This window comes from Rhizobium vallis (assembly GCF_003985155.1).
GTDB classification, from domain to species: Bacteria; Pseudomonadota; Alphaproteobacteria; order Rhizobiales; family Rhizobiaceae; genus Rhizobium; species Rhizobium vallis.
On the sequence record NZ_ML133687.1, the window covers coordinates 54,498 to 81,492 of the forward strand.

At 59.4% G+C, this 26,995-nt stretch carries 28 protein-coding genes, 2 tRNA genes and 1 pseudogene; 19 read left to right on the forward strand and 12 right to left on the reverse strand.

Annotation, left to right across the window (positions count from 1 at the left end; translation table 11 throughout):
* Positions 1–102: 102 nt before the first annotated feature.
* Entirely contained in the window at positions 103–345 is a 243-nt protein-coding gene (locus EFQ99_RS05495; RefSeq protein WP_126919652.1) for a DUF982 domain-containing protein, read from the reverse strand.
* A 123-nt stretch (positions 346–468) separates the two neighbouring features.
* Between EFQ99_RS05495 and EFQ99_RS34915 the strand changes: the two genes are divergently transcribed.
* Complete coding sequence (locus EFQ99_RS34915; protein WP_164736335.1) at positions 469–615, forward strand: hypothetical protein; 147 nt, start codon at positions 469–471, stop codon at positions 613–615.
* A gap of 60 nt (positions 616–675) precedes the next feature.
* On the opposite strand, the gene EFQ99_RS05500 is transcribed toward EFQ99_RS34915, so the two are convergent.
* Positions 676–1,773 carry an acyltransferase family protein gene (locus EFQ99_RS05500; RefSeq protein ID WP_126919653.1) on the reverse strand — a complete coding sequence of 366 codons (1,098 nt, stop codon included), beginning with the start codon at positions 1,771–1,773 and terminating at the stop codon, positions 676–678.
* Between the two features lie 324 nt (positions 1,774–2,097).
* A tRNA-Thr gene (locus tag EFQ99_RS05505) sits at positions 2,098–2,172 on the reverse strand.
* A 156-nt stretch (positions 2,173–2,328) separates the two neighbouring features.
* Here EFQ99_RS05505 and EFQ99_RS05510 point away from each other — a divergent pair.
* The 10 genes from EFQ99_RS05510 to EFQ99_RS05555 all read left to right on the forward strand — a co-directional run bounded on the left by EFQ99_RS05510 (position 2,329) and on the right by EFQ99_RS05555 (position 8,391).
* Positions 2,329–2,523: a hypothetical protein gene (locus EFQ99_RS05510; RefSeq protein ID WP_126919654.1), complete on the forward strand. Its 195-nt coding sequence runs from the start codon at positions 2,329–2,331 to the stop codon at positions 2,521–2,523.
* Between the two features lie 106 nt (positions 2,524–2,629).
* Positions 2,630–3,922, forward strand: coding sequence for a UDP-N-acetylglucosamine 1-carboxyvinyltransferase (gene murA / locus EFQ99_RS05515; protein WP_126919655.1), 1,293 nt, complete (start codon positions 2,630–2,632; stop codon positions 3,920–3,922).
* A 97-nt stretch (positions 3,923–4,019) separates the two neighbouring features.
* The gene (locus tag EFQ99_RS05520) at positions 4,020–4,451 is read left to right on the forward strand and encodes a DUF2948 family protein (RefSeq protein WP_126919656.1); all 432 of its coding nucleotides are present in this window, start codon (positions 4,020–4,022) and stop codon (positions 4,449–4,451) included.
* A 55-nt stretch (positions 4,452–4,506) separates the two neighbouring features.
* Positions 4,507–5,805: a histidinol dehydrogenase gene (hisD, locus tag EFQ99_RS05525; RefSeq protein WP_126919657.1), complete on the forward strand. Its 1,299-nt coding sequence runs from the start codon at positions 4,507–4,509 to the stop codon at positions 5,803–5,805.
* A 4-nt stretch (positions 5,806–5,809) separates the two neighbouring features.
* Positions 5,810–6,283, forward strand: coding sequence for a UPF0262 family protein (locus EFQ99_RS05530; protein ID WP_126919658.1), 474 nt, complete (start codon positions 5,810–5,812; stop codon positions 6,281–6,283).
* Between the two features lie 5 nt (positions 6,284–6,288).
* On the forward strand, positions 6,289–6,765 hold the full coding sequence (locus tag EFQ99_RS05535) for an arsenate-mycothiol transferase ArsC (protein WP_126919659.1): 477 nt from the start codon (positions 6,289–6,291) through the stop codon (positions 6,763–6,765).
* 123 nt (positions 6,766–6,888) lie between these two features.
* The gene (gene infA, locus EFQ99_RS05540; RefSeq protein WP_003545338.1) at positions 6,889–7,107 is read left to right on the forward strand and encodes a translation initiation factor IF-1; all 219 of its coding nucleotides are present in this window, start codon (positions 6,889–6,891) and stop codon (positions 7,105–7,107) included.
* 55 nt (positions 7,108–7,162) lie between these two features.
* The gene (locus tag EFQ99_RS05545; RefSeq protein ID WP_012755992.1) at positions 7,163–7,783 is read left to right on the forward strand and encodes a Maf-like protein; all 621 of its coding nucleotides are present in this window, start codon (positions 7,163–7,165) and stop codon (positions 7,781–7,783) included.
* A gap of 141 nt (positions 7,784–7,924) precedes the next feature.
* The gene (gene yacG, locus EFQ99_RS05550) at positions 7,925–8,137 is read left to right on the forward strand and encodes a DNA gyrase inhibitor YacG (protein ID WP_126919660.1); all 213 of its coding nucleotides are present in this window, start codon (positions 7,925–7,927) and stop codon (positions 8,135–8,137) included.
* 178 nt (positions 8,138–8,315) lie between these two features.
* Positions 8,316–8,391: transfer RNA gene (locus tag EFQ99_RS05555), tRNA-Phe, on the forward strand.
* 121 nt (positions 8,392–8,512) lie between these two features.
* Here the strand turns inward: EFQ99_RS05555 and EFQ99_RS05560 are convergent.
* From EFQ99_RS05560 to EFQ99_RS05585, 5 genes are all read right to left on the reverse strand, one after another.
* Positions 8,513–8,839, reverse strand: coding sequence for a YrdB family protein (locus EFQ99_RS05560; RefSeq protein ID WP_126919661.1), 327 nt, complete (start codon positions 8,837–8,839; stop codon positions 8,513–8,515).
* A 352-nt stretch (positions 8,840–9,191) separates the two neighbouring features.
* Positions 9,192–10,259, reverse strand: coding sequence for a cyclic nucleotide-gated ion channel (locus EFQ99_RS05570; protein WP_126919662.1), 1,068 nt, complete (start codon positions 10,257–10,259; stop codon positions 9,192–9,194).
* 197 nt (positions 10,260–10,456) lie between these two features.
* Entirely contained in the window at positions 10,457–11,443 is a 987-nt protein-coding gene (locus tag EFQ99_RS05575) for a PDR/VanB family oxidoreductase (RefSeq protein WP_126919663.1), read from the reverse strand.
* An 80-nt stretch (positions 11,444–11,523) separates the two neighbouring features.
* Positions 11,524–12,264, reverse strand: coding sequence for a GntR family transcriptional regulator (locus EFQ99_RS05580; protein WP_245441441.1), 741 nt, complete (start codon positions 12,262–12,264; stop codon positions 11,524–11,526).
* Positions 12,265–12,269: 5 nt separating this feature from the next.
* The gene (locus tag EFQ99_RS05585) at positions 12,270–13,331 is read right to left on the reverse strand and encodes an aromatic ring-hydroxylating dioxygenase subunit alpha (RefSeq protein WP_126919665.1); all 1,062 of its coding nucleotides are present in this window, start codon (positions 13,329–13,331) and stop codon (positions 12,270–12,272) included.
* A gap of 554 nt (positions 13,332–13,885) precedes the next feature.
* Here EFQ99_RS05585 and EFQ99_RS05590 point away from each other — a divergent pair.
* Positions 13,886–16,183: a PBP1A family penicillin-binding protein gene (locus tag EFQ99_RS05590; protein WP_126919666.1), complete on the forward strand. Its 2,298-nt coding sequence runs from the start codon at positions 13,886–13,888 to the stop codon at positions 16,181–16,183.
* A 402-nt stretch (positions 16,184–16,585) separates the two neighbouring features.
* Here EFQ99_RS05590 and EFQ99_RS05595 read toward each other — a convergent pair.
* Positions 16,586–16,831 (reverse strand): annotated as a pseudogene (locus tag EFQ99_RS05595) (SOS response-associated peptidase family protein); the annotation flags it as partial.
* A gap of 304 nt (positions 16,832–17,135) precedes the next feature.
* Between EFQ99_RS05595 and EFQ99_RS05600 the strand changes: the two are divergent.
* From EFQ99_RS05600 to EFQ99_RS05615, 4 genes are read left to right on the forward strand one after another with little or no spacing between them, the layout of a single operon-like run.
* The gene (locus EFQ99_RS05600; protein ID WP_126919667.1) at positions 17,136–17,402 is read left to right on the forward strand and encodes a PepSY domain-containing protein; all 267 of its coding nucleotides are present in this window, start codon (positions 17,136–17,138) and stop codon (positions 17,400–17,402) included.
* 2 nt (positions 17,403–17,404) lie between these two features.
* The gene (locus EFQ99_RS05605) at positions 17,405–17,995 is read left to right on the forward strand and encodes a cytochrome b/b6 domain-containing protein (RefSeq protein WP_126920838.1); all 591 of its coding nucleotides are present in this window, start codon (positions 17,405–17,407) and stop codon (positions 17,993–17,995) included.
* On the forward strand, positions 17,970–18,647 hold the full coding sequence (locus tag EFQ99_RS05610; RefSeq protein ID WP_126919668.1) for a response regulator: 678 nt from the start codon (positions 17,970–17,972) through the stop codon (positions 18,645–18,647). Before EFQ99_RS05605 ends, EFQ99_RS05610 begins: the two co-directional genes overlap by 26 nt.
* Positions 18,644–19,975 (forward strand): sensor histidine kinase, encoded by a 1,332-nt coding sequence (locus tag EFQ99_RS05615; RefSeq protein ID WP_164736336.1) that lies wholly within the window; start codon positions 18,644–18,646, stop codon positions 19,973–19,975. The genes EFQ99_RS05610 and EFQ99_RS05615 overlap by 4 nt, the downstream gene beginning before the upstream one ends.
* Before the next feature lie 38 nt (positions 19,976–20,013).
* On the opposite strand, the gene EFQ99_RS05620 is transcribed toward EFQ99_RS05615, so the two are convergent.
* From EFQ99_RS05620 to adhP, 3 genes are all read right to left on the reverse strand, one after another.
* Positions 20,014–20,979, reverse strand: a complete 966-nt coding sequence (locus EFQ99_RS05620; RefSeq protein WP_126919669.1) for an ABC transporter transmembrane domain-containing protein — start codon at positions 20,977–20,979, stop codon at positions 20,014–20,016.
* Between the two features lie 92 nt (positions 20,980–21,071).
* A complete protein-coding gene (locus EFQ99_RS05625) occupies positions 21,072–21,263 on the reverse strand; it encodes an SPW repeat protein (RefSeq protein WP_245441443.1) in 192 nt (63 codons plus the stop codon).
* Between the two features lie 52 nt (positions 21,264–21,315).
* Positions 21,316–22,389: an alcohol dehydrogenase AdhP gene (gene adhP, locus EFQ99_RS05630; protein ID WP_126919671.1), complete on the reverse strand. Its 1,074-nt coding sequence runs from the start codon at positions 22,387–22,389 to the stop codon at positions 21,316–21,318.
* Between the two features lie 230 nt (positions 22,390–22,619).
* Between adhP and EFQ99_RS05635 the strand changes: the two genes are divergently transcribed.
* The 3 genes from EFQ99_RS05635 to EFQ99_RS05645 all read left to right on the forward strand — a co-directional run bounded on the left by EFQ99_RS05635 (position 22,620) and on the right by EFQ99_RS05645 (position 26,858).
* Positions 22,620–23,603 (forward strand): zinc-dependent alcohol dehydrogenase family protein, encoded by a 984-nt coding sequence (locus EFQ99_RS05635; protein WP_126919672.1) that lies wholly within the window; start codon positions 22,620–22,622, stop codon positions 23,601–23,603.
* 307 nt (positions 23,604–23,910) lie between these two features.
* The gene (locus tag EFQ99_RS05640) at positions 23,911–26,211 is read left to right on the forward strand and encodes a heavy metal translocating P-type ATPase (RefSeq protein WP_208722723.1); all 2,301 of its coding nucleotides are present in this window, start codon (positions 23,911–23,913) and stop codon (positions 26,209–26,211) included.
* 344 nt (positions 26,212–26,555) lie between these two features.
* Positions 26,556–26,858, forward strand: coding sequence for a hypothetical protein (locus EFQ99_RS05645; RefSeq protein ID WP_126919673.1), 303 nt, complete (start codon positions 26,556–26,558; stop codon positions 26,856–26,858).
* The last annotated feature ends 137 nt before the right edge of the window (positions 26,859–26,995 follow it).

Here is a 26,995-nt window from a genome sequence, read left to right on the forward strand (position 1 = left end):
CACGAGTTCGATGCAGGGTTAAGCAGGATTAAAGCATTGTTCCATTCCGGCGCGATCCGTTCATCGAAAAGCCGGAAGCGGGCGAAAATCCAGGCCGAAGTGTTAATGCAGCTTCAGCTTTGCCTCTTCGGCCGCCGCCAGGAACTCGGCTCTCGCTTCTTCCACGCTCTTGCGCCCGTCGAGCGCTGCCCGGCAGGTGCTGCGCGCCTTGATGTAGCGAAGCCCGCGCGAACTCGGCCAGAGATCCGCCAGGCATTTCAGCGCATCGAACGGCCCATTGACCGTTCGCGCGTCGACGCCTTCGAAACCGACCGTGACCGGGCTGTTCCATCGTTCAGTTGCCATCGATGCTCCTCCAGGGTTTTCGATAGACCACGAGCAGTATCTCCCACTCCTCCGGGGAGACTCCACGATAGTTAATATTCTAGCGCGATTTTCACCGGCAGCAATGGTGGCTGGCGATGCGAAATGTCTGCCTGCGAAAGACCGATCGCGGAAATCGACGATAAAGCAAAGCGAGCCGCCATCACTCTGACCGGCATTTTGCGATCGCGTGAAGGAAACAAGCCGACTGAGCAGGTCTCCGCTACCAGTGGTCTTTTCAATCTGGAATGACGGCAATTTCGAAGATGAATGCGATGACGGCGGTTCTGCAACCGCTATGTCAACGGGATTTCATTCAGCCGCTTGCGGCCGTGTCGCGAGATTTCGGCCCAGCCGCTGAAATGGAACTTCGATGAAGTTATAAGAGGCTATCGATATGATGAGCGTGCCAGCCAATGTAATGATCAGCAACAGGGCCGCATGAAGATAGGGCGATGTGATCCCGGCCTTTTCAAGAGCCAGCATCCCCAAAACGATCACAGCCATGTGCGAGAGGTAGACGGAATAGGACATCAGCCCCAACGTCTGGATCGGCTTCCATCTGAGGAATCCAGCTATCGCTGAAAGGCCAAATTGGCCTGAGGCCAGAATAGAAGCGGTTGCGATAATCCAGATCGAGATTGGCAGTACCGCCGGTAATTCAAGCAATACCAATGCCGTAACGATGAGCAGCGCAATTGCCGCGATAGCAATCTTACGATGAGCTAAATAGGGGATGCCAACGTTCAGTAGGAAATATGTAGCAATGCCGATGGCAAAGAACGCGGAATATCGGCCGATGAAGCTATACGGGAATCGAGGGCTGACATACGAAAGCACAAACAGCCCGATAATGAGGATGAGGCAGGCTTTGAAACTGCCCGCGGCGCGCGCGCCCAAGCCGATCACCAAAGGCGCAATCAAATAAAACTGCCATTCAAGCGAAATGCTCCATGCCTGACCGAGAAAGGCATACTCCCCATTTGGGACCATGTTTCTTGGGACGACACCATGCAAGGCGACAATGTGGCTGATGACGTTTGGCCAGAAATTATCGAGCGCGGCAATTGAGATCTGCAGCCGGTTGGCCGCTGCTTCGCCGCCTGCTGCATTGGTCCAAACGTCGACGCTGACCCACGCCAAGGCTATGGAGATGGCGAGATAGAACCAATACACAGGGAATATCCGCAATACGCGACGAATAATGTAAATACCGTAAGTCTCGCGCTTTCGCTCGACGAGTGTTGCAATAGCAAATCCGCTCAAGATGACGAAAACATCGACCGCGTAGGCATTTCCCAGGTTTGCGGGCCACGGAAACTGCAGGTAGATTGTTGCGGCCCAATGTCCGATCAACACCCAGAGGGCCATCAGTCCTCGCAAGCCGTCATATTCCTTGATGTGACGCAAGATCTATTCCCCGGCTGGATTTGGATGCAAATATCACTAACCGGCGTGGGTTTTAAGTTAGGGTGCAGCTCAGGTCAACTTCAGCGATAGGGAAACCTACTGCCAACGAGCGCCCTCGGGCGGCGTTTGATACCTAACAATCGGAAAACATAATAGACCTCTCCGGTGGCTTAGGCCGGTTTTGCGGGTGATCGGGTTGCGCTACCTCGGAGCGTTCGTGGAGTGGGCTGCCTGTATTTTGATGGATATTTGTGAAATCCATGCATTGTCTGCATTAGGCAGCGATGCTGGGCCAGCAACCATTATTGCGTCTTGAAAGAAAACTGGTGCTGCCGAGTGGGATTGAACCACCGACCTCACCCTTACCAAGGGTGTGCTCTACCACTGAGCTACGGCAGCAGGACCAGTACCCGTGCGAGCCGGGCGGCTCAATCGCGGGAACGGGGCGGCTATTGCCACAGCTTGACGGCAAGCGCAAGCAGCAAATTCCAACTTCGCGTGGATTGGGATGCAGGGGCCTTTTGGATCGGCGCGAATTCGGTTAATCCTGTTCCCATGAACGACAAGACCGAAACCGGCCAAATGAGCCGCAAAGAGGCGATCGAGGCCCAGGCGAAATTGCGCCGGGAGCGCGCCGCCGAAAAGCTCAGGGAAAATCTGGGGCGACGCAAACAGCAGGTGCGCGCCCGCCGTTCGGGCCAGGCCGACGAGACAAATGGACTGCCCGCCGCAAAAATGGACGAATCGTAATGTTCCGTCCGTGGCGAATTGAAGCGCCTGCAGATTTCCCCTAAACACTCCACTCCTTCTTCAAGGCAGAACTTTCAGGAAAGGCGGGCGCGGCCCGTAAGCGCACATGGATCGTATCAGAATCGTCGGCGGTAATGAGCTGAATGGCATCATTCCGATTTCCGGGGCCAAGAATGCCGCACTGCCGCTGATGATCGCTTCGCTTCTGACCAGCGATACGCTGACGCTCGAAAACGTGCCGCATCTCGCTGATGTCGAACTTTTGATGCGCATCCTCGGCAATCACGGCGTCGACGTCGCCGTCAACGGCCGCCGCGAGCGCCAGGAAGATTCCTACGCCCGCACGATCCATTTCACCTGCCGCACCATCGTCGATACCACGGCATCCTATGAACTGGTCTCGAAGATGCGCGCCTCCTTCTGGGTCATCGGCCCGTTGCTCGCGCGCGAAGGCCATTGCCGCGTGTCGCTGCCGGGCGGCTGCGCCATCGGCACACGCCCTGTCGATCTCTTCATCGAGAGCCTGACGGCGCTCGGCGCGACCATGGAGATCGATGCCGGTTATATCAACGCCAAGGCGCCCGCCGGCGGACTGATCGGTGCGCGCTATACCTTCCCGAAGGTCTCCGTCGGCGCCACCCATGTGATGATGATGGCGGCAACCCTTGCCCGCGGCACGACTGTCATCGGCAATGCCGCCCGCGAGCCTGAGGTCGTCGATCTCGCCAACTGCCTGAATGCCATGGGTGCCAAAATCACTGGCGCCGGCACGGCGACCATCACCATCGAAGGCGTCACCTCGCTCTCCGGCGCCCGTCACCGCGTCCTGCCGGATCGCATCGAGACCGGCACCTACGCCATGGCCGTCGCGATGGCCGGCGGCGACGTCGTGCTCGAGAATACCGACACGTCGCTGCTCGAGACAGCCTTGGAAACGCTGCGCCGCGCCGGCGCGGAAATCTCGCCGACCAACAACGGCATACGCGTCAAGCGCAACGGCGCCGGCATCAAGCCGGTCGATATCGTCACCGATCCCTTCCCCGGCTTCCCCACAGATCTGCAGGCACAGTTCATGGCTCTGATGACCCGCTCGTCAGGCATTTCGCACGTCACCGAGACCATCTTCGAAAATCGTTTCATGCACGTGCAGGAGCTTGCCCGCCTCGGCGCCAGGATCTCGCTCTCCGGCCAGACGGCGAAGATCGAGGGTGTCCAGCGCCTGCGCGGCGCGCCCGTCATGGCGACCGACCTGCGCGCCTCCGTTTCGCTTGTTATCGCCGGCCTTGTCGCCGAGGGCGAAACCACGGTGTCCCGCGTCTATCACCTCGACCGCGGTTTCGAGCGGCTCGAGGAGAAGCTGACTCGCTGCGGCGCGGTCGTCGAGCGCATCAGCGAGTAAGCACCGTTCATCGCCGGTTGCGTAATTGGACGCAGCGTCTTATTTCCCTTGTCTGACGCATCGCCATTCCGGCGGTGCCTGCTGGGGATGAGGCTGAATGACCGACCTGAAGCTTGTTGCGCTTGATGACGAGGATCTTGCGATCATATCAGCGCATATGCAGGACAGCGTCTTCAAGGTCGGCGATATCGACTGGTCGCCGCGCGACGCGCAATTCGCCCTTGCCGTCAATCGTTTCGTCTGGGAAAGTGCCGCGCGCAAGCGCAGGGGTTTCGAGCGCCGCCGTGCGGCACTGGTCTTCAAGCGGGTACTCGCCGTCCGTTCGCTCGGCATCGATCGTAGCAAGCGCGACGAGGTTCTGTCGCTGCTGGCGCTGCGCTTCGAGAAAAAGGGCGAGGGGCCCGATGGTACGATCGAGCTGTCGCTGTCGGGCACGGCCTCAATTGCGCTCGACGTCGAATGCATCGAGGTTCAGCTGGCAGATATCGGCGGCGCCTGGGAGGCGGCTTCCAAGCCTCGCCACCCCTGAAGCTGAATAGCTAAGTTTGAACGTCGCGGTTTCGAGTTGAGAAGGAATATCGGCCTTGGCAATCTGGCTGAATCAGGCATCGGAAGGTTTCGAGCAGCATTTTGCGGCCTTTCTGACGACGAAGCGTGAAGTTTCCGAGGATGTGAACGTCGTCGTTCGCGCCATCATCGATGATGTGCGTTCGCGTGGCGACGCGGCGCTGGCCGAATATTCACTGAAATTCGACGGCATCGATTTCGCCACCGTTCCCATGCGCGTTACGCCCGAAGAGTTCGACGCGGCCATCGAGGCGGTGCCTGCCGAGGTGCTGGGCGCGCTGAAACTTGCGGCACTCCGGATCGAATCCCATCATCGCCGGCAACTGCCGAAGGACGATATCTACGAGGACGACATGGGGGTCGGTCTCGGCTCGCGCTGGACGGCGATCGAGGCAGTTGGGCTTTATGTTCCGGGCGGCACGGCGAGTTATCCGAGCTCGGTGCTGATGAATGCCGTGCCGGCTAAGGTCGCCGGCGTCGAGCGCATCGTCATCGCGGTTCCCGCCACCGGCGGCGCCGTCAATCCGGCGGTGCTGGCCGCCGCAAAACTGGTGGGTGTCACCGAGATCTATCGTGTCGGCGGCGCCCAGGCGATTGCGGCTCTGGCTTATGGCACCGAAACGATTGCGCCGGTTGCCAAGATCACCGGCCCCGGCAATGCCTATGTCGCCGCCGCCAAACGTCATGTCTTCGGCACCGTCGGCATCGACATGATCGCCGGTCCTTCCGAAGTGCTTGTTATCGCCGACAAGGACAACAATCCGGATTGGATCGCCGCCGACCTCCTTGCGCAGGCCGAACACGATGTCAGCGCCCAGGCGATCCTGATCACCGACGATGCCGAATTCGGCAAGGCTGTGGAGCAAGCGGTCGAACGCCAGCTGAAGACGCTGAACCGCGCGGACACCGCTGCGGCAAGCTGGCGCGATTTCGGCGCGATCATCCTCGTTTCTGATCTGAAGCAGGCCATTCCGCTCGCCAACCGCATCGCCGCCGAGCATCTGGAGCTTGCCGTCGCCGATCCGGATCGCCTGCTCGACGGCATCCGCAATGCCGGTGCGATTTTCATCGGCGCTCATACACCTGAAGTGATTGGCGATTATGTCGGCGGCTCCAACCACGTGCTGCCGACAGCGCGTTCGGCGCGCTTCTCCTCCGGTCTTTCGGTGCTTGATTTCGTCAAGCGCACCTCGATTCTTCGCCTTGGCCCGCAGCAGCTGCGCACCCTCGGCCCGGCGGCAATCGCGCTTGCAGTTTCCGAAGGGCTCGATGCCCATGCGCGATCGGTTGCGATCCGCCTCAACCTCGAAGGGTGAGGGCATGGGTGCGGGCGACTTTCGGCTTTGCGATGTCGTCCTGGACGATACGATCGGCCGTTCGACGCCCGATGTCGAGCATGAGCGCGCCGTCGCCATCTTCGACCTGATCGAGGAGAACCGGTTCGAGCCGCTCGGCCATGCCGGCGGGCCCTACCGGCTGAGTATCTCGCTGGTCGATTCGAAACTGGTCTTCGCCATCACCACGGAAGAGGGCGGCCAGGTCGCCACCCATATCCTCTCGCTGACGCCCTTCCGGCGGATCGTCAAGGATTACTTCATGATCTGCGAGAGCTATTACGAAGCGATCCGTTCGGCCACCCCGAGCCGCATCGAGGCGATCGACATGGGGCGGCGCGGTATCCATAATGAAGGTTCGCAGACGTTGAAGGACAGGCTGACCGGCAAGATAGAGGTCGATTTCGACACCGCCCGGCGCCTTTTCACGCTGGTCTGCGTGCTCTACTGGCGCGGGTGACGGCCATGGAGCTCGCCGCCGATGTCGAGGATGGAAAAAGGCCGGGCGCCATTCTCTTCATGTGCGGGCTCAATGCCATCCGCTCGCCGATGGCCGAAGCGATCGCCCGTAGCATTCTGCCGGCCAATACCTATATACGCTCCGTCGGCGTTCGCGCCGGCGAGCGCGATCCCTTCGTCGACGTCGTGCTCGATGAGATCGGGCTTTCCCTCGGGCGCCGCCAGCCACAGACGCTGGACGATCTCGATGAAGACTATTTCGACTTGATCATTACGCTTTCGCCGCAGGCCCACCATGCGGCGCTCGAGCTGACCCGGTCGAACGCGGTCGATGTCGTCTATTGGCCGACCATGGATCCGACGGTCGTCAGCGGAACGCGCGAGCAGATTCTGGAGAGCTATCGCGAGGTCCGCAATCACCTGATTGGCCTCATCGAAAGCCGGCTACTCAAAAGGAAGGGCATTGCCGCGCAATCGGCATGAAAACAAATAAAGGAAAGCCCGATCAACAAGGTTCACAAACCTGCGTTGATTGTGTAGTTTCCGCCCAAATTTTAAAGGCGCGCGCTGCGCTGCCTCCTCAACCCACAGGAAGAAAACCACTATATGCCGAAAGAAGAAGTCCTCGAATTCCCGGGAATCGTCACCGAACTTCTGCCGAATGCGACGTTCCGCGTGAAGCTCGAAAACGAACACGAGATCATCGCTCACACCGCCGGCCGCATGCGCAAGAACCGCATCCGCGTTCTGGCCGGCGACAAGGTGCTTGTCGAAATGACGCCCTATGACCTGACCAAGGGCCGTATTACCTACCGTTTCAAGTAAGCTTGCCCAAGGTCCTGCAAGGGGTTTTCTCCCGTCTGCCGATGGTCGAGGTTTCATGGCGCTGAAATACAAGCTCATTCTGGCCTCGGGCTCGCCCCGTCGCGTCGACCTGCTCAACCAGGCCGGCATCGAGCCCTCGCGCCTGATGCCGATGGATATCGACGAGGCGCCGAAGAAGTCGGAGCATCCGCGTTCGCTTGCTCGTAGGCTTTCGGCGGAAAAGGCCGAAGCTGCCCTTGCGGCCATCAAGGGTGATATCACCTGGAAGGGCAGCTATATCCTGTCTGCCGATACGGTGGTCGCCGTCGGCCGGCGCATTCTCGGCAAGGCGGAATTCGCCGACGAGGCGCTGAGCTCGCTGCATCTGTTGTCGGGACGCAACCATATGGTCTACACCGGCGTTTGCCTGGTGACGCCGGATCGCAAGATCCGCCAGAAGATCGTCGAGACCAAGGTCCGCTTCAAGCGGCTCTCCGGCTTCGAGATCGAGAACTACCTGGCCTCCGGCCAGTGGCGCGGCAAGGCAGGCGCCTACGGCATCCAGGGTCTTGCCGGCACCTTCGTACAGAAAATGGTGGGCTCCTACACCAATGTCGTCGGCCTGCCGCTTTATGAAACCATTCTGCTTTTGACCGGCGAAGGCTTCGACGTGCATAGCCGGTGGCCCGAGGGCTGAGCCCTGAAGCATGATGCCGAAAAGTGTAAGCGGTTTTCGGGCGACATCATGCTCTAGCTATTTAATTTGGAACAGGATGATATTAGGCCAGCTCGGCCTAATATCATCCTGTTCTAGAGTCGATCGATAGGACGAACCGCTATGCCTGAAGAAAAGAAAGCAGCCGCCAAGGTCGAACCGCTGCGCAAGACACGCCCTTGCCCGGAATGCGGCAAACCCTCCAGCCGCGAACATTACCCCTTCTGCTCCAACCGCTGCCGCGAGGTTGATCTCTCCCGCTGGCTGACCGGCGCCTATGCCATTCCCGTTGCCGACGACGAGACCAAGGCCGAATATCAGGACGAGGAAAACTAGAGAGTTTCATCCACGAAGCTCTTATTTTTCCTCATGAATCCGTAAAACTGGCAAGACCGTCAAAAAAGAGTCATTTGACGCTTGCCATGGCCGAACAAGATGCTATAACCCCGCTCGCTTCCGGGGCGAACCAAGGCCCCACGGTTCTTTTTCGAAAAGGATCATTGGAAGCAGGTTAGCCCAGGTAGCTCAGTTGGTAGAGCAGCGGATTGAAAATCCGCGTGTCACTGGTTCGATTCCGGTCCTGGGCACCATTCAGTTTACCCAAACTAGTCTCATATAGGCGCAATTAGAATAGCCGCGCAAATTCGTAGACTTATGGGGTGCGGGTAGCTCGCCTGTCGCCATTTTCTATTAGGTTCTGTTCAGCGTCGATCATGGAATGAGCGCAAGGGCAATCCGATTGGCTGCGGCGACGAGGAGCAGCGCGATCGCCAGGTTCGACGAACCGAGGTAGTTGAGAATCAAAGCCGTGCTCATGAAAATGCCGGCTTCGAGAACGAGCCTTCCAGCCGCGCCAATCTCGTATCTCCGCTTCGGGGAAAGGAACGTACCCCAAACGGCAGCAGTTGCTGCGCAAAACGCAAGCCCTAACAGCACTTGTGTCGGTATCGGTACGGCAAGGTGTGCAGCCAACGCGACAAGCGAAGCGAGTATGCAAAGTTCGAGTGCAAATCTGATGCCGAGTGCTATCGCTTTCATCTTCCATCCCCGCCATGGAGCTATGGTTCATTCATTTTTGAGAAGTCCACCAAGAAGCCGAATACACGCTGTGTCGAAGGTATCACCCGCGAACCCCCTCCGTAGGAGTCCTAGGAGGTTTGCGACGGCTCGATCATGCATTCGCTAATCGACAGCATAAGGCCGCTCAGGTTAAACTTGTGCCCATCATCCTCGGCGGCGGCAACCCGCATTTCAAACCGGCGGGCCGACAGCTTCCACTGAAGCTACTCGACAACACGACGACCGCGACCGGCGCAGCTATCCTGGGCTATAAGTCGGTCAATGCGTACCCCCCACCGGCTGCGGCAATGCCGGAGCCGTCAGGGTTGGATTATTCCTTCGGCGGCCCGCCCCGCCGCTCCAGCGCCGTCTTGCGGATGGTCTCCGCGATCTCCGGACTACTGCTCGACAACATCTGGAAATCCACGGCGTAGAGCGACAGCAGCGATACCTCGGTTGCTGCGGTGACCGTCGCTGAGCGCGGTTCGCCACTGATCAGCGACATCTCGCCAAAGAAGTTTCCGGCACCGAGTTCCACTGGATGGTCGGGTGTCGCCACGGTGACCCGCCCCTCGACAATGAAGAACATCTGATCGCCAACATCGCCCTTGCGGCAGATCACGGCACCTGCGGGGACAATGCGCGGTCGCAGCGCCCGAACGATCTCGATCAGCGCAGCGGAACCAAGCTTCTGGAACAGGGGTACGGCAGCGACCAATTGCCAGTTGCGAACGAAGTCTTGGCGGCGAACCTCTTCGTAGAAGCCGGTGGCGAGGATGCCGGCCCAAAGTGCAAAAATACCGATCCCGCTCATCATCACCAATCCGGCGAGAACTCGACCTGCAAGGCTCTGCGGGATCTCGTCACCGTAGCCGGTTGTCGACAGTGTCACGACCGCCCACCACATCGCCTGCGGGATGCTGCCGAACTTATCCGGCTGGACGTCTCGCTCGATGACATAACCGGCCAACGCAGCGCCAAAAAGAACGATGCCGAACACCGATGTCACGCCAAGCAGATTGCGCGATTCATTCGCGACCACCTTTGCCAGCAGCCTGAAGAAGGTCGATTCGCGCAACGGCTTGAGAAGCCAAATGGCGCAATACAGGTTTCGATCACGGGACCCAACGAACAAGAATGCAGCAACCGGAACCAGAACCGCGAGCAAATCGATCACGAGGGCCGGCATCCCGCCCGACAAGCGGTGTCGCCGTGAAAGCAATGTGCCGCTCAATTGGAGGACATAGGCCAGCCAAATTGCCGCAAGTAGCAGCTCAAAGACAAGCCTCTCCTGTCCAGTAAGGCCCTGCGTCGTCAGTGCGGCAACGACCAAGAGACCGATTGTAGCGAACAGCGCGTTGAGCGGCGTCGAAATCTTTGAGAACGGCACTGCCGACATTACATACTCCCAACCGCCCGGCATTTGTCGACAATAGATACCTTCGGGCCACACGCAAGGGAACGGGAGACTGATGCAATGTGTCTTCGCACCAAAGAATTTGGCAGCCGGAATAGCGTTACAACACCCCCGAAGCTCTCGACTGGCGCTTGATCGGCTGGAGCCACGCCGCTGACCATCTTTCCGAAATGCGCAGGTTACCTTGCCGCGGCAAGGTTACGGCGATAGCCGGTATCGATGACGATCCGTCCACCACAGGCCCGCGAAACGCAGGCGCACATACGTGAATTTTCCTGCCGCTCGGCTTCGGAAAAGAAAACATCGCGGTGGTCGATCACCCCATCCGCGTCCACGATGTTGACGGCACAGAGTCCACATTCTCCACGGCGGCAATCGAAAACCATGTCGACGCCGGCCTCCATCAACACGTCGAGCATGGACTGATCGGCCTGGACCCGAACACGGGCGCCGAGCTCAGCCACTTCGACATCGAAGGCCTGCTCGGCGAACCGACCGTTATCACCGAAGACCTCGTAGCGCAGCCGGCTTATCGACCGGCCGCCTTTCTGCCAGGCTTGCCGCGCTGCCTCCAGAAGTCCGAGCGGGCCGCAGATATACGCCTCGCCATCCGACGGCAGGGCTGCAAATTCGGAGTCGAGATCGAGAGCTTCTCCGTCATCCTGAGCAAAGACCTGCAACCTTTCGCCAAGCAGCGCGGCAAGCTCGTCGAGGAAGGCCATTTGCTGACGGCTCTTCGCGGCATAGGCCAGCCGGAGTTTTTGCCGGCGCGAGGCGAGTGTTTTCGCCATGCCATAGATCGGGGTAATGCCGATGCCGCCAGCAATCAGGAGATAGCGGGAGGCGCGCCAGGAAAGCTCGAAGCGGTTCTCGGGCTCGGTCAGTTCTATGTCGTCACCCGGTTGTAGCTGCCAGATGAACACCGAGCCCCCGCGGCTGTTTGGGTGAAGCTTTGCGGCGATGGAGAGCGTGCCCGGCGATCCGGGCAGAACGGTATAGGTTCGGATCGCCGGTTCGCCGTTGATCCGAACCTTGATATTGGTGTGCGAACCAGGATCGAAACCAGCGGACAAGCCTTCGACGGCGAAGGTCACGGTCCGCACATCCTCGGCGATTGTCCGAGCCTCAACGACCCGCGCCTTGCGCCACTCCAGTCTGGACCGCATATTTCCCTCCCTTTGATGAATCTCGATGATCTGCCGGTTATCCGCTGCAAAGGCCTGCGTCCCACGGGGCCTCTTCTGCTTCAGCCGGACATCAGCGCCAGCGCTAGCACCTTGCTGCGCAGGTCTGGTTGTTCTTCCGTGACGAAATCCAGGTTTTGCCGCGCCAGCCGTGCATGTTCACGCGCCAGCGCTTCGGCGCGCGCGCCCTCGCGCAGCTCGATCGCGGCAATGATCGCCCTGTGCTGCGTTTGCGCGACCACCAGCGTGCGTTGAAAGGCCGGCACGTCCGCTTCCGTGTTGACGAATGCATTGGGGCTGGCAAATGGCAGGCTGGTGATCCGCTCGATCTCTCGGCTCAGGACATCGCTGCCACTCAGTGTTGCGAGTTGGCGGTGAAACCGTTCGTTCAGCATTTCATAAAGCCCGAAATCCATAGCGCCCGGTCCCGGCGCGACCACAGCGTCGAGACTTGCAACCACGTCCGAAATCGCCTTCAGCTTTACTGGGGGCACGCCGCGTTCTGCTGCCAGGCGTGCGGCTGTACCTTCGAGAACGCCGCGAAGTTCTATGGCGTCGATCACGTCTTGGCGGCTGAAGCTGCGGACCGCATAACCGCCCGAGGGGATCATGACGACCAGCCCTTCCTGTTCCAGCTTCTGCAGCGCGGCACGTAACGGCGTACGAGACACTTTCAAGCGGTCGGCGAGCGCCACTTCTGAAAGGCGCTCGCCGGGAAGCACCTCGCCTTTGAGCACGAGATCACGAAGGCCGGTCAGGGCCTTTGCCGTCTGCTGTTTGGGGGCGCTGTCCTGTTCTGTCACATGTTCTATTCCGCTGCCACCGCTGTGGTGTTTTCTTCTGGGTTGATTTCCCGGTCGATCATCCGGTCGATAAGCTTACGGGCCCACATCGTGCCGGCATCAATATTGAGATTGTAGAATTGATGATCGGGATTGGCTTCGATTGCGATCTGCTGTGCTTCAAGCACCGCTTCATCCTCGCGGAAGACGCCAGCGACCCCCTCGCGCAGTTCGTGCGTACGTGCCTGGTTGTGCAGGTCGTAGTTCCGGGCGAAGGCCCAGAAATACAGGCAGCTATTGTCCGTCGACGGCGTGATCGTGTTCAGGACGTAGCCGTTCACGCCTTGCGAGCGGTCGCCTTCCGGCGCGCCGGTGCCAGCCGCAGCGACACCGACATCGATGGTAACCGTGCAGGGAGCCTCGAAGCGAATGATCTGCCAACGGTCCACCTTGCCGGGCTTGCCGTACTGCTTGCGCCAGAAGGGCGGCGGATCGATGTTATGCATCCACCTGGTCACATAGGCGAAGCGATCGGAATGGCTGGCTTCGAAAGGAGATTCAGCCACGGCGCGGTCGCCAATCGACGAGCTGTGCACGAAGGTTTCATGGGTGAGATCCATGAGATTGTCGACGACCAGGCGATAGTCGCATCTTACCTCAATCAACTTGCCGTCGGCCGCCCAGTCGGGGTCATCGTTCCAGTGCATGTCGGGGATCATCGCCGGGTCTGCCAGCGCCGGATCGCCCGGCCAGATCCAGATGAAGCGGTGCTTCTCGGCCACCGGATAGGATTTGACGCAGGCCGAGGGATTGATGGTGTCCTGTGACGGCATGTATACACAGCGACCGGTCTCGTCATATTCGAGGCCGTGATAGCCGCACACCACGTTGTCGCCATTGAGCCGACCGAACGAGAGCGGCACCAGCCTGTGCCAACAGGCATCCGCCAAGGCTACCGGCGTGCCATTTTCCCTGCGATACAGCACGATTGGTTTGTGGCAGATCGTGCGCGGCAACAGCGCGTGCTTCAGCTCCACATCATAGGCGGCGGCATACCAGGCATTCAGGGGAAAGGTTGGTCGCTTCATCAAATCCGTCCTCCTCAGATGCCTTAAGAAGGGCATGATGTATACATCATGTCAATATGGACGATAAAAAATGCCATAACATTGCGTTTGCGGCGGTACTCTATCTGAATAGTGTATACAATGATTGAAATTCATGTGCCTCGCTGACCGCGGTCGACGGCGGCACTGTCAAATGCGATGGGCAGAACATGCGGCCGCTTGAGCGTTCCGTTCCTCTCTCGTGGAGCACAAGCACCGAACTTGCGTTCAAGTCGCCGCTCTCCAGAATATGCACCTGATATTTGTCGATATGATAGATCTTGCCAATCCGGGGCTGGAATGCCTGCTGCTTCAACATGATCCAACAAACGCCCGCAGCGCCTTCTCGGTTCCGCCACGCTCATGCCGGGCTCAACGGAGCTGCTCCACCCGGAGCGTGCCGCCGGTAAGCGGCTGCAATCGGTCATAAGGGCATACGGCAAATTCCTCGGAGCGATTGAGACCTTTTGCCGTAGAACACTCAGCTTCAGCCGGCTATAAAGTGTTACGCTACGTTGGCTTTCTATCGGTAACCGATGCCTAGTCCTCCCGACTCCTCTGACGAAAATGCCGGCAACTCGGCCACGGGTCGCAATCAGCCAGCAGATTCGGCAACTCAAAGAACCGCTTCGAATTCGACGGGAACCACGCAATGCGATGATCCACGACTTCCCCACGGATCCTTCGGCCAAACTCGGCAGGCGGCCAGCAATCTATTACGGGCGCTGCTCCAAGATTTGCAGGCGAGTCCTGGATTGGCGAGGACCAAGACAGCCACTTCGTTTTTGAGGCGGAAGCTAGGGAGGTCGATGCGGCTGGTAGCCTCACCAATCCCAACAAAATTGGTGACCGCTACTCTAGCCAAAGCCGGGCGCGTTATTCGCGATCGGGATGCCAATCCTCGTGAAAGCCGCCCGCGCCGATCGCTTCGGGCGGGCTGGTGGAAGTTCGCTGTGGGGGCGGTTTTGCTTGTCTGCCTCCTCGTAGCCACTATGCTGGTGTGGGCACTAAAAGATGTCCCCTGGAGCGAGATACGTGACGGAACGTTAAAGCCTATCGTGGTGCTGGAAACCGCTGACGGCGGGCCGTTGGTAAGGCAAGGCCCCTATCAAGGGCCATACGCCCAATACGACCAGTTCCCGTCCCATCTGATCGATGCCGTCCTTTCGATTGAGGACCGCCGGTTCATGGATCATTTCGGCATTGACCCCAGGGGGATCGGCAGGGCGTTCCTCCGGAACTTGGAGGCTGGCTCGGTGGTAGAGGGTGGAAGCACAATCACCCAGCAACTCATCAAGTTGCAATACCTCGACAGCGATCGAACGATAAAGCGAAAGATCCAGGAGGTTGTCATCGCCGTCTGGCTGGAGTGGAAGCTCGGCAAGCGAGAAATCCTGACGCGGTATCTCAACAGCGTCTATCTTGGCGCGGGCGCAACCGGCATGCCCGCCGCCGCGCGAATCTATTTCAACAAGGATATCGGTGCCCTTGACCTGCCGGAGTCGGCGATGCTGGCGGGGTTGCTGCGGGCGCCCAGCCAATGGAATCCCATCGACAATTTTGAAGGCGCCCGTCAGCGCACCATGGTCGTGCTCGACGCGATGGCGACCAATGGCAAGATAACCGCGCCAGAGGCGGTGGAGGCCAAGGCGAGCTTTGCCAAGCTACATCCAACGACGCCGACGCCACGCTCCGGAAGCTGGTTTGCTGATTGGATTTCGCCGCAGGCGAGCGAGATCGCCGGCGCCTCGCCAGGTTCGACCACGGTGCGCACGACGCTGGTGCCGCAGTTGCAGCAGATCGCAGAAAAAGTCGTGAAGAGCGCCTTGGATGGTGAAGGACACGCAGTCGGAGCGTCGCAGGCCGCTTTGGTTGCGATGACGCCGGACGGGGCGGTCGTTGCCATGGTTGGCGGGCGAGACTACAAGGCAAGCCAGTTCAACCGGGCCGTCACCGCGATGCGCCAGCCGGGCTCAACCTTCAAGCTATTCGTCTATTACGCAGCACTGAAGGCAGGGTTCACCTTGTCTGACCAAGTTTTGGACGCGCCAATTGACATCGATGGCTGGTCGCCAGAAAATTCCGGCGGCAACTATCGTGGTTGGGTAACGCTTGCCGAGGCATTCGCACGATCACTCAATGCCGCTTCAGTGGCGCTTGCCGAAGAGGTTGGGTTGGACAATGTGATTGCTGCGGCGCGTGAACTCGGCATCGATGCGCCACTTGCCAACACTCCGTCTTTGGCGCTCGGGACATCCGAAGTAAATCTGCTTAACCTCACCAGCGCCTATGCGTCCGTCCAACTTGGCAGGTCACCTGTCAAGCCTTGGGGCATCATCGACTTCCAAGCGGCAGGGCAGCCCAAGGCCTTTCGAGTTGGCTCACAATCAAAGCCGAGTGTCGATCTTTCGCCCTACCAGTCCAATCTCCTCGAGCTCCTGCAGTTGGTGGTCGAGCGCGGCACCGGACGTGGAGCAGATCCCGGCACCTTTGCAGCCGGCAAGACCGGTACCAGCCAGAACAATCGCGACGCCTGGTTCGTCGGCTTCACGGAATCGCTCGTCGTCGGGGTCTGGGTTGGCAATGATGACGACGGGCCGATGAAGGGGGTCACCGGCGGCGCCCTGCCAGCGCATATCTGGCGGGACTTCATGCGCCAGGCGACGGCCGAACCGACGCTGAATGGAGTCCGATCGAGAGAAGCAGCAAGCGATGGTCAAGGCGCACCGCAGTCCTGTAATATCACCGCCTGCTCGCGCAGTTACCGCTCCTTCCGGCCGTCGGATTGTTCCTATCAGCCGTACGCTGGCGGTCGGCGGCTCTGTGAAAAGTGATGTGGGGCGGTCGGATACAGCGAGCGATTTCCGTTACTCAGTCGACGGCGACCATGACGCCGGAAGCCTTGACGACCGCGTAGCGCACGGTATTCCAGATGACCGAAGCGGAAATGGCTGCCGCCGATGTTTGCGAAGTCTCCGACTATAAGTCTATGTGAAAGCGTGAGGCAGCTTCGGCTGGCGTAGAGATCGCTAGTAGCATTCCTTGGTAGTTTGGTTTGTTCTTGCAGTTTTGTTGATCGGGCAAATGCTGTCTCGCCTGATGGCTTCTAGACATCGGGATTTCCGACGCATCGGGCTCCCGGCTCGCGCACGCAGAAGAGACGGCTGCGGCAACTAACGCGATGAAACGAAGACGATTCTTTGTGATGATTTACTCTCCAATCGGAGTGTCCCAGGTCAGCCGACTTGCTCCACCATCAACGTGCCTGGTGATTGCGGCTGAATCAACGACTTTGGAGGAACGGCCGAATCCAGCCAATCTGCCCAAACGCCGCGTTCCGGGATCACGATCTGCCGATCGTGACAGGGCGCGATGTCCCGTCCCGGCTCCATGGTGAGTATGGTGAGCATGGTGAAGGCCCGGCCTACCTCCGGCGTCTCACGCCAGATGCCGGCAATGCAGAAAATCGGCTCGTCTCTCCTGATCGTGGTCCGCCGAGGCCCAGATAATGGCGATGATATTGGCTACGATGTTATCCGCTCACGATAATCCGTCAGCCCAATTCGTTGTGAGACTCGATCGCGCCATGCGAAAAAGTTCCTGATCAAGCCATCAAATTGAATCTGCTTATGGATTCATTCGGTGAGTACCCCACGCTCAACTTGCGCGCCGGGTGCGCATGATAGGTCCACGAACTTGAGTGATGTCGCGGACAGCAAACTGACAGCTTCGCGCCTCTATCCAGCACTTGTCGCCTCACGGAAGGCAGAAGCAAAGGATCGAACCATGAAGTTGAAACTGATTGTCGCTCTTGTAATCCTGGCCGCGAGCCCCGCGCTGGCACTCGCCAGTCCGCGCTGCACCAACGAGCCGAAATCCAAATGGCTACCCGAGAACGCCATGAAGGCGAAGATTGAAGCAATGGGTTACAAGGTCAAGACCTTCGAGATCACAGGAAACTGCTACGAGATCTACGGAAAGGATAGGAACGGCGATCGCGCCGAGGTCTACTTCAATCCGGTGTCAGGCGAAATCGTACAGAAGGGCGAATGACCATGACCTCGGCTCTGTTGCAGAAGCAGGAGGGCCGAGAGCCCTCTCAGACCGCAAGCGGCACCGTCAAGGTTTGGGATCCGGCTGTCAGGCTATTTCACTGGACCGTCGTGTCAGCCTGCATTCTCAACCTCTTCATTCTCGAAGAAGGAAAGTATTGGCACCGCTTAACCGGCTATGTCGTCGCAGCCGCAATCGCGATGCGCATCATCTGGGGCTTCGTTGGCACCAAGCACGCTCGGTTCGCCGATTTTTTTCCGACGCCAAGCAGGGTCAGAGCGCAGATCGCCGGTATCATTAAGGGCACAGAACAGCGGTACATTGGCCATAATCCGCTGGCATCGATCATGATGCTTGGTCTGATGACGCTTCTGGCGGCCACTGCGCTAACAGGCTGGATGACTACACTCGACGCCTTCTGGGGAGACAAATGGCTTGAGGAAGTGCATGGAGCCATAGCCAATGGCATCATGCTCCTTGCCTTCATCCATGCCGGCGCGGCAGTGGTCGAGAGTTGGAGACATAGGGAAAATCTAGTTTGGTCGATGATTACGGGCCGAAAGAAGTATGAGAATTCTTCTCATCGAAGATAGCGGCAGGCTTCGCGAGCTTCTATCCGAAGCCATCCGAGAAGCCGGTTGGCGCATCGACGCCTTCGCAAGCGCAAGCGAAGGTCGACTTGCGCTTGAAGAGATCAGCTACGATCTCCTTCTTCTCGATCTCGGTCTGCCCGACGAGGACGGCTTAGACATTCTGAAATCCCTGCGGGTTGCGAAGCAGCATATCCCCGTACTCGTGCTGACGGCACGCGGAGCCGTTGACGAGCGAATCGCGGGCCTAGATGCGGGAGCGGACGACTATCTGGTTAAACCTTTCAACAACGGCGAGCTGATTGCGCGGGTCCGCGCCTTGATGCGCCGTTCGCCGGTGACGACGATGCCGACGCTTGAATTCGCCGGGATCCGTTTTGACTTGGCGACCCGCCAAGTCACTGGCGACGGCATTGAAATGGCGCTCGCCCCCTCCGAAAAATCGCTGCTTGAGCTGCTGATGCGTAACGGCGGCAAGGTCGTTTCCAAGAGAAAGATGGAGCATGCTTTCTCCGAATTCGGTGACGAACGCAGCAGTAATGCCGTCGAGCTGGCCATATCCAGGCTCCGGCGGAAATTGGAAGGGCATCGCGCCAATGCTGTAATTGAAACCGTGCGTGGCGTCGGATACATGTTACACGAGGCGAACGTTTGATCCGATCGAACCCCACGCTGACCACCATTCTAACCCGCAGGATCGCGTTCTTCGCCATGCTGGCGATGCTGGTCCAACTCGTCGTTGTCTTTTCTGACTATTACTGGAACGTGGGCGAACTTTCACGCCTGTACGTCGAGCAGGAGACCGAACGGCTGGCTTCGGCAGTTGAAGTCAGCGGCGGGATAATTGCTTTTCGAATGCCTGAGGCGCTAAGCCCGCGTTATGCCAACCGGCAGACCGGGTATGTTGCCCGCATTCGAGACAGTCAGGGCAACCTGATCTTCGAATCCTGTGACGATGCCTGCGAAAGCCGGTTCCTACCCGCCGAGGTCAACCCTCCTGACTTTTGGCTTCGGATCGTCACGCCCGGAAAACCGCTTACGCTGGTCGGCGGGCGGGCGTTTAATATCGGCGGACACCGGATTTTAGTCGATGTCGCCACCATGAACGATCCCCAAAACCTTGTGTCGGATGTTTTCTGGAACGAGGTCCTGGAGCACATGATCGTGCCGATGAGTATTTTGCTTGGGCTTGTCCTCGGGGCAACAATTTTGTCGGTGCGGCGTGCCCTCAAACCCGTGAAGGCGGCGGCCGATGCCGCCGACCTCATCGATCCCCTGGACTCGAGGTCTCATCTACCCATCGAAGGAATGCCACGCGAAATCGCGCATCTAGCCGTGGCTGTAAATCGGGCTTTTCAGCGTGTCGGCGAACTCATGCGGTCGCAAAGGATACTGACCTCGGCCATTGCGCACGAGGTGCGCACGCCGCTTGCGGCAATCAAGCTCGAACTCGGCCGCATCGACCATCCAAGGGCGCGCAAGGCAGATGCGGATCTCGACGACCTCGTGCATTTTGTGAGCCAGCTGACTGCGCTTGCGCGGTTGGACACGTTCGACCACGGAATGTTCGAGGATGTTGATCTCATCGTTCTTTGCGCAGGGGTGGCAGAACAGCTTGCACCATGGGTTTACGAGAACAAGCATTCTCTTGAGATGTCTGCGCGTGTCGACATTGCCATTGTAAGAGCGGTGCCGGCGCTGCTGAAAGATGCTCTTCGCAATCTTATCGAAAACGCGGTCCGTCATACGCCAGAATCGACGAGCATCATTATCAGGGTTGCGGAATCAGGTATCCAGGTTGAAGACAGGCTGCATGTCGAGCGCGGAGGGTCCGGCCACCAAACCCACAATTCAGAGGGCCTCGGCATAGGCTTGAAAATCGTCGAAAGAATCGCGGAACTTCACGGTGGATCGTTGCAGCGCTCTGCTTCACCTCATGGCCAGACCTTCGAATTGCTTTTGCCGGTTAGCAAGTCACAATAGGTCAGGTCCTTGGCCAAATGGATGCCGCCCGCACCCTCTCAGGAAAGCGACAGCCGTTCCACTGAGGCAAATGTATCGGCTTCCGATCCTGCGGTCGCGCTGGCATCTCGGATCATGGCATACTTGACCTGCGTGACCCTCAGGTCGCGATACCAATCGACCAGTTCCCCCCACGGATCTCTGACCTTGGATAGTCCTGAGATGAACGCGACGACGGTTCCAATTTCGGTCTTGCCTGTCACCACGTAATAGCCACCGAGCGCGAAGATGCCGGCATAACCCAGCTGCGTCATCAGGTTCATCATGAAATTCATGGTGAATTTGATCCTGTAAATGCTCATGTTGAGCGAAAAAAGCCCTTCCACCCGATTGCCTTGGGCTTCGAACGCATCATTGGTGACCACATGCTGGACCATGCTCTGGCTGACATGGCGCATGATGGTGATCTTCGTCTCAACCCTGCGGTTGATTGCCGACTGCATCAGCGGCACGAAGCCGATCTGCGGAAGAAAGACGATAGCGACGGCCAACGCCATCAGCGGTTCCAGGTAGATCATGTAACCGCCGACGGCGACGAGGATGCCAGCCTGCAAAAGCGGTTCCGAGATGCTCGTGCCGACAAAGCCGCCGACTGATTCGGCCTCAGCAATGATGATCGACAGCTGTACGCCCTCGGCAAGCGCATCGACGGGTCCTTCGCTCGATCGCTCCGAGGCGGCAAGCGCCGACTTCCGCAGCCAGCGGACCGCGATCTCGCCGATCCAACCACGATAGATGTTCAGCAACAGCTTGGTTAGGCCCTCAAGCAGGACGAGGCCGAGATAGGCAAGAACGAGGATCAGGATCGCCTGGTAGGGAGCGCCCGCTGTGGCGGCATTGATGATGCGCCTCTGGACCTCAAGCGGTGCAGTGCCGGCAAGAAAGAGAACAACGGAAAGAGCCGCGATCGCTATCTGGTGATGGCGGCCGATGAGCAACACGAAACCGAACAGACTTTTCGGCATTTTATCGTCATGGCCTCATATTCGTTCTTAGAAAATTCTGCTGCGCCTGGCGATCTTTGCCTCGTTCGTCCGCATTGGCCAGCCTGAGCGGATCAGAACGGCCGACGCCATTGTGAGCCGCGGGAACGAACCTCTATCCTTTGAGGCGTTTCCTCCAGGCAGGCCATCCAGGCTGCAGGAACGAAGAGCAATACTGCGCAGGCGATCGTCATCCACAGGCTCGTCGCGACGTGCTCGAAACCCAGCAGCCAGGGCGAGGCGGCGAGCCATGTTGCGATCGCCACCTGCTCCCACCGGCGCGTCCCAGCGTCAGCAGGAGACGCGCAGCGCGGCCAGCTATGCTGCGGACTGATTCCGCGCTGCGAGGTTGCTCACTTCTCCTGCGATATCGAGCACTGTACGACCCTCAATCGTTCCCGCCTTGAGGCCGGCAAAAATATCATTGACGTCGTCGAGCGGCGCCTTAGCGATTTCCGCCCGGACCCGCCCTTCGGCGGCGAAAGCGAGTGCCTCGTCGAGGTCGCGGCGCGTGCCGACGATCGAGCCGCGTACGGTGATGCGCTTCAGCACGACATCGAAGATCGGCATCGAGAAGTTGCCCGGAGGAAGGCCAACGAGGCTGACGGTGCCTTTGCGACGCACCATGCCGAGCGCCTGCGAGAAGGCAGGTGGCGAGACGGCGGTGACGAGCACGCCATGCGCTCCCCCGCTCGTTGCCTTCAGCACCTTTTCAACCGTGTCTTCGGAGCGTGCGTCGAGCGCGAGATCGGCGCCAACCTGACGGGCAAGGTCGAGTTTAGCGGCGGCGACATCGAGGGCGATCACCTTAAGGCCCATCGCTTTGGCATATTGGATCGCGACATGGCCGAGGCCGCCGACGCCCGATATCGCCACCCATTCTCCGGGCCGCGCTTCGGTTTCCTTCAGTCCCTTATAGGTCGTGACACCGGCGCAGAGGATCGGCGCGATCTCAGCGAAATCGACACCGGCAGGAAGGCGGGCGGCGAAGGCGGCCGAGGCGATGACGTATTCGGCAAAGCCGCCATTGCAGCTGTAACCGGTATTGTGCTGGTGTTCGCAGAGGGTTTCCCAACCGGTTTCGCAATATTCGCAGCGCAGGCAGGCGTCATGCAGCCAGGCGACGCCGACGGCATCGCCTTCCTTGAATTCGGTAACGCCGGGACCGAGAGCCGCGACGATCCCGGCCACCTCGTGACCAGGAATGAAGGGCGGCAGCGGCTTGACGGGCCAGTCGCCCTCGGCGGCGTGCAGATCGGTATGGCATACCCCGCAGGCAACAACTTTCACCAGGATTTCACCTGGACCCGGAACAGGCACTGGCGCACATTCGATTGCGAGCGGCTTGCCGAACTCGCGAACCACCGCCGCCTTCATCATCTTGCTCGTCATGATTTTCGTTCCTTCATGATGATTGTCCGGGGCCGATAATGCAGGCGGTGTCCCTCCCGCACATTGACCCATCGCAAAGAACCGCGCCTTCCGACCGGATCGCGCGTGAATCTTGATGACAATCAACGCACGCTTCTCACGTTGGGTTAGTCTTGGCTTCATCCGGTCGGGAGAAGAGGGTAACCTGCGCATCTGCGGGAGCACGGTACCGCGGAGACAAGGAAGAGCTCATGAAAGCGATGATCCTCGAAGGTGTGGGATTTCCGTTGCGTCCGGTCGAATGGCCCGATCCCGTCCCCCAAAAGGGTCAACTTATGTTGAGGGTAGAAGCTTGCGCCGTCTGCAGGACGGATCTTCACGTTTGTGATGGCGATCTCGCCGACCCAAAGCTCCCGCTCATTCCTGGCCACGAGATCGTCGGCATCGTCGAGGCGGTGGGAGACGGCGTGGCCTCATCGCGAATCGGAGAACGGGTTGGTGTTCCCTGGCTCGGCCACACCTGCGGCTGCTGCGCCTTTTGCCTGAACAGAGAGGAAAATCTCTGCGATCGGCCGCAATTTACCGGCTATACGCGTGACGGCGGTTTCGCCACGCACGTCGTTGCGGATGCCGATTACGCCTTTGCGCTGGATATGCAGGCTGACCCGGTTGCGCTTGCGCCGCTGCTCTGTGCCGGTCTGATAGGATGGCGTTCGCTGAAGAAGGCCGGTGACGGCGCCAGGATCGGGTTATATGGATTTGGCGCTGCCGCCCATATCATCGCGCAGGTCTGCGGTTGGCAGGGCCGCGAAGTCTATGCTTTTTCGCGCCGGGGCGACGTTGCGGCGCAACGTTTCGCGCTCGACCTCGGCGCCGTCTGGGCGGGGGATTCGAACGAACCTCCGCCTGTCATGCTCGACGCGGCGATCATTTTTGCTCCGGTCGGCGAACTCGTACCGGCGGCTTTGAAAGCCGTGCGGAAAGGGGGCAGGGTCGTCTGTGGCGGCATCCACATGAGCGATCTTCCGGCAATGCCCTACGCGCTCATCTGGGGCGAACGCAGCGTTGTATCGGTCGCAAATCTCACACGCGAGGATGCGGCGGAATTCTTTCCAGTCGCTCGCCGGGCAGGCGTCAGAACTCATACGACCATCTATCCGCTGATTGACGCCAATAGGGCGCTTGACGATCTCAGGGCCGGCCGGTTGAGCGGGGCAGCCGTGCTGACGCCGTGAGCGATTGCTTGGATGCCCACTGGGGCCGACGCGCCGGTGAGGGAATGCCACGCGAAAGCGCTTAAGTAACCTTTCCCGGTAGCAGGGCACCTCGGTGCACCGGAACGGATCATCTTGCGGGCGGCGTTTTTGATTAGCGTCAACGCGCCGCCCTCCGCAGGATGATCATACTCAACACGCAAGCTGATCGGCATCGGCTGGGGGCGTATAATTGCCTTGAACGCCGGTACGCCGAAGACGTTTTGCAGGCCGCATTCGCCGCTTTGGTCTCAGGAGGACCTTGTTTAAAGAACGGAGAGACGCTCACATGCTGATGCGCGGCTGGCGTGGCGCCAAGACATGGATGCTGCCGTTGGTGACATTGGCGCTGGTCGCTGGCGGACTAGCCTGGTTTGCAGGCCAGGAGGACCTTGCCGCGCAATTGTGGACGACTGCGACGGCAGCCGTCTTCGCGGTGCTCCTCGTCGATATAGGTATCGGTCTGCACAGGAAGGATTTCGGCCTCGATCTGATCGCAGCGCTGGCTATGGGTGGAGCTATCACGTTCGGCGAACATCTGGCTGGAATTGTCGTAGCGCTCATGTTTACCGGCGGGCAGTTCCTGGAGACTTTCGCCCAGAATAGGGCCGGTCGCGAGATGACGGCGCTGCTCAGCCGGGTTCCAAGTCGCGCGGCCCGTTATCAGAGTGGCCGCATCGAAGATGTTGCCGTGTCGGGCATCGCCCCTGGTGATCTCATTCTGGTCCGTCGCGGCGAAGTGGTACCCGTCGACGGCATCGTCGCGGGCAACGCTGCGGTCCTCGATGAATCCGCGCTGACGGGCGAGGCTCTGCCTATCCGGCGAACCTCGGGCCAGGCCGTGATGAGCGGCACCACAAATGCCGGCGATGCCTTCGATCTCCAGGCGACAAGCGCGGCTGCTGATAGCACCTATGCTGGTGTCGTCCGACTGGTCGAAGCGGCGCAACGGACCAAAGCGCCGATGGTGCGATTGGCGGCGAGGTTCGGTCTCGCTTTCCTTGCTCTCACCTTAACGATTGCGACCTCGGCCTGGGCGCTCAGCGGTGACGCAACGCGAGCCCTTGCCGTCATCGTCGTGGCGACACCCTGTCCGCTGATACTTGCCGTACCCGTCGCCGTCGTGTCCGGCATTTCCCGCTGTGCAAAGAAGGGCGTTCTGGTGAAGGACGGAGGTGCTCTTGAGGCCCTTGCAGCCGCAAGGACAGTTCTCCTCGACAAGACGGGAACGGTAACCGATGGTCGTGCCCGCCTGATCGAGATCAAGGCACGAGGCGATCTCGACGCGCTCGAGCTACTGAGGCTGGCGGCATCGCTGGATCAGAGCTCGCCTCACGTGGTGGCCCAGGCCCTCGTGGCCGCTGCCCACGAGAGGGGCCTGCTGCTTGATGTACCTAGTGACGTTCGCGAGACTCCTGGCTCTGGGTTGACGGGCCGCGTCGGCAGCCAAAACCTCGTAATCGGTGGCTGGGCTTTCGTGAGCACAGGGATAGAAGACTCGCATTTTCGTCGTGAGATCGAGGCATGGATAAGGCGCGACGGAACGGTCGCGGTCGTCGTGGCAATCGACGGCGCCCTTGCTGGGGCAATGCTACTGGCGGACCAGATTCGTCCGGAAGCGGGTTTCGTGCTGCGGCATCTGCGTCAGGCTGGCATCACACGCATTGTCCTCGCCACCGGCGACCGCGCAGATCTCGCGGCGGGCGTTGCCGCATTCGTTGGGGTGGACGACGTCATCAGTGAAATGAAGCCGGAGGACAAGACAAACGCCGTCAAGATGGAGCAGGCGAGAAACCGCCCCGTCGTGATGATCGGTGATGGGGTCAATGATGCGCCGGCGCTTGCGGCCGCCGATGTCGGCATAGCAATGGGAGCGCGCGGCGCCGCTGCCTCGTCTGAAGCGGCAGATGTTGTGATCCTGCTCGATCGACTTGATAAATTGGTCGATGCCCTCCAAATAGCCCGACGCTCACGCCGGATTGCATTGCAGAGCGTCTATGCCGGCATGGGCTTGTCGATCGCAGGCATGATCGCAGCCGCGTTCGGCTATCTGACGCCAGTAGAAGGGGCGCTATTTCAGGAGGCGATTGATGTCGCCGTCATTCTGAACGCGCTACGCGCCCTTGGGCCACCAATCTCGATCGGCGTGGCTTCACCTCGCTTGAGCAAAGAAGACCTGCTGGCTCTGGAGGCTGAACATAGGGCGTTGGCTGACGTGGTCGACGACATTGGCATTACCGCGGACCGGATCGCACGCCTGCCGGGAAAGAAGGCAAAAGACGAGCTCGAAAGACTGGATCGTGGGCTGCGTGACCGGCTGCTTCCCCACGAGAAGAGAGACGAGCAGGTTTACGCGCGCCTTCGCCGAAGGAATACATCGCCGGACGTTCTGGCCGGAATGAGCCGAACCCACATGGAAATTCAACGACAGATCCATAACCTCACCGTCATGCGAAAGGCGTTCGACAGCGAAATGCCGACAGAGACGCAGCTTAGTGAGGTCCAGCGACTGCTGCACGGGCTGGAAGCGATTACGCGTCTTCATTTTGCGCAGGAGGAAGAGATCTACCGTTCGCTGGAGGCCGAGTGAATGATTTGTTCGCCCATCCGACACGACCCCGGGATTTCGAGCGCAGCGACGGGGCGTTACCGCTGCGGGCAACCATTGCCTTCATGGCATTTTCAAACTTGCACAAGGCGATAGTCTAAAACCGCCCACGAAGAGGCATTGCGCAGGATCGAATGGCTGCGGTGCTGACGCCTGCGTTTGACGCTGGTCAAATTCCAAATGTCCGATTTGTGTCAATGATAGTGAAGCAGCCTGCGAGGCGACGCCGTGACCCCTTCGGGAGACCGGAATGCCGCGAGGATGAGACGGAAGCGCCAGCGCCATTCGGGAGTTGGGTCGCACCGATTGCAAGAAGGGAGAAGGACATGAGCCACGTTCTTTCGCGGAAGGCAGATGTGTTGTTGGTTGATGCGGCGGCGAACTCCGATCCGTCTTGCTCCGGAGTCGATTTTCGTCTTGAGCGAACGAGCAATGATGACTGGCAAATCGCCGCGGTTTCGCCGCGCGCCCGCGCCTGGGTGCGTGACGAACTTTGCTGTCCTTTTGCGCAATGCTTCAACGACGTCATACGGGCAGACGCACTCAGCGCAAATTCCTTTGTGAAGGAAGCGCATGCGAAGGGATTCTGGACTGAATTCGTTGGCAGAAACGGCAAGGACCTGTTCTAGCCGCGGGCCTGGTAGGGTCGATAAAATCGATGCCGATATCATGCGGGACAGCGGTTCGAGTACGAGCTTCGAGGACCCTTTATGCGGCTCTTGTTATTGATCACGATCAAAGCCTTAAAACGAAGTTGAGGTAAGAA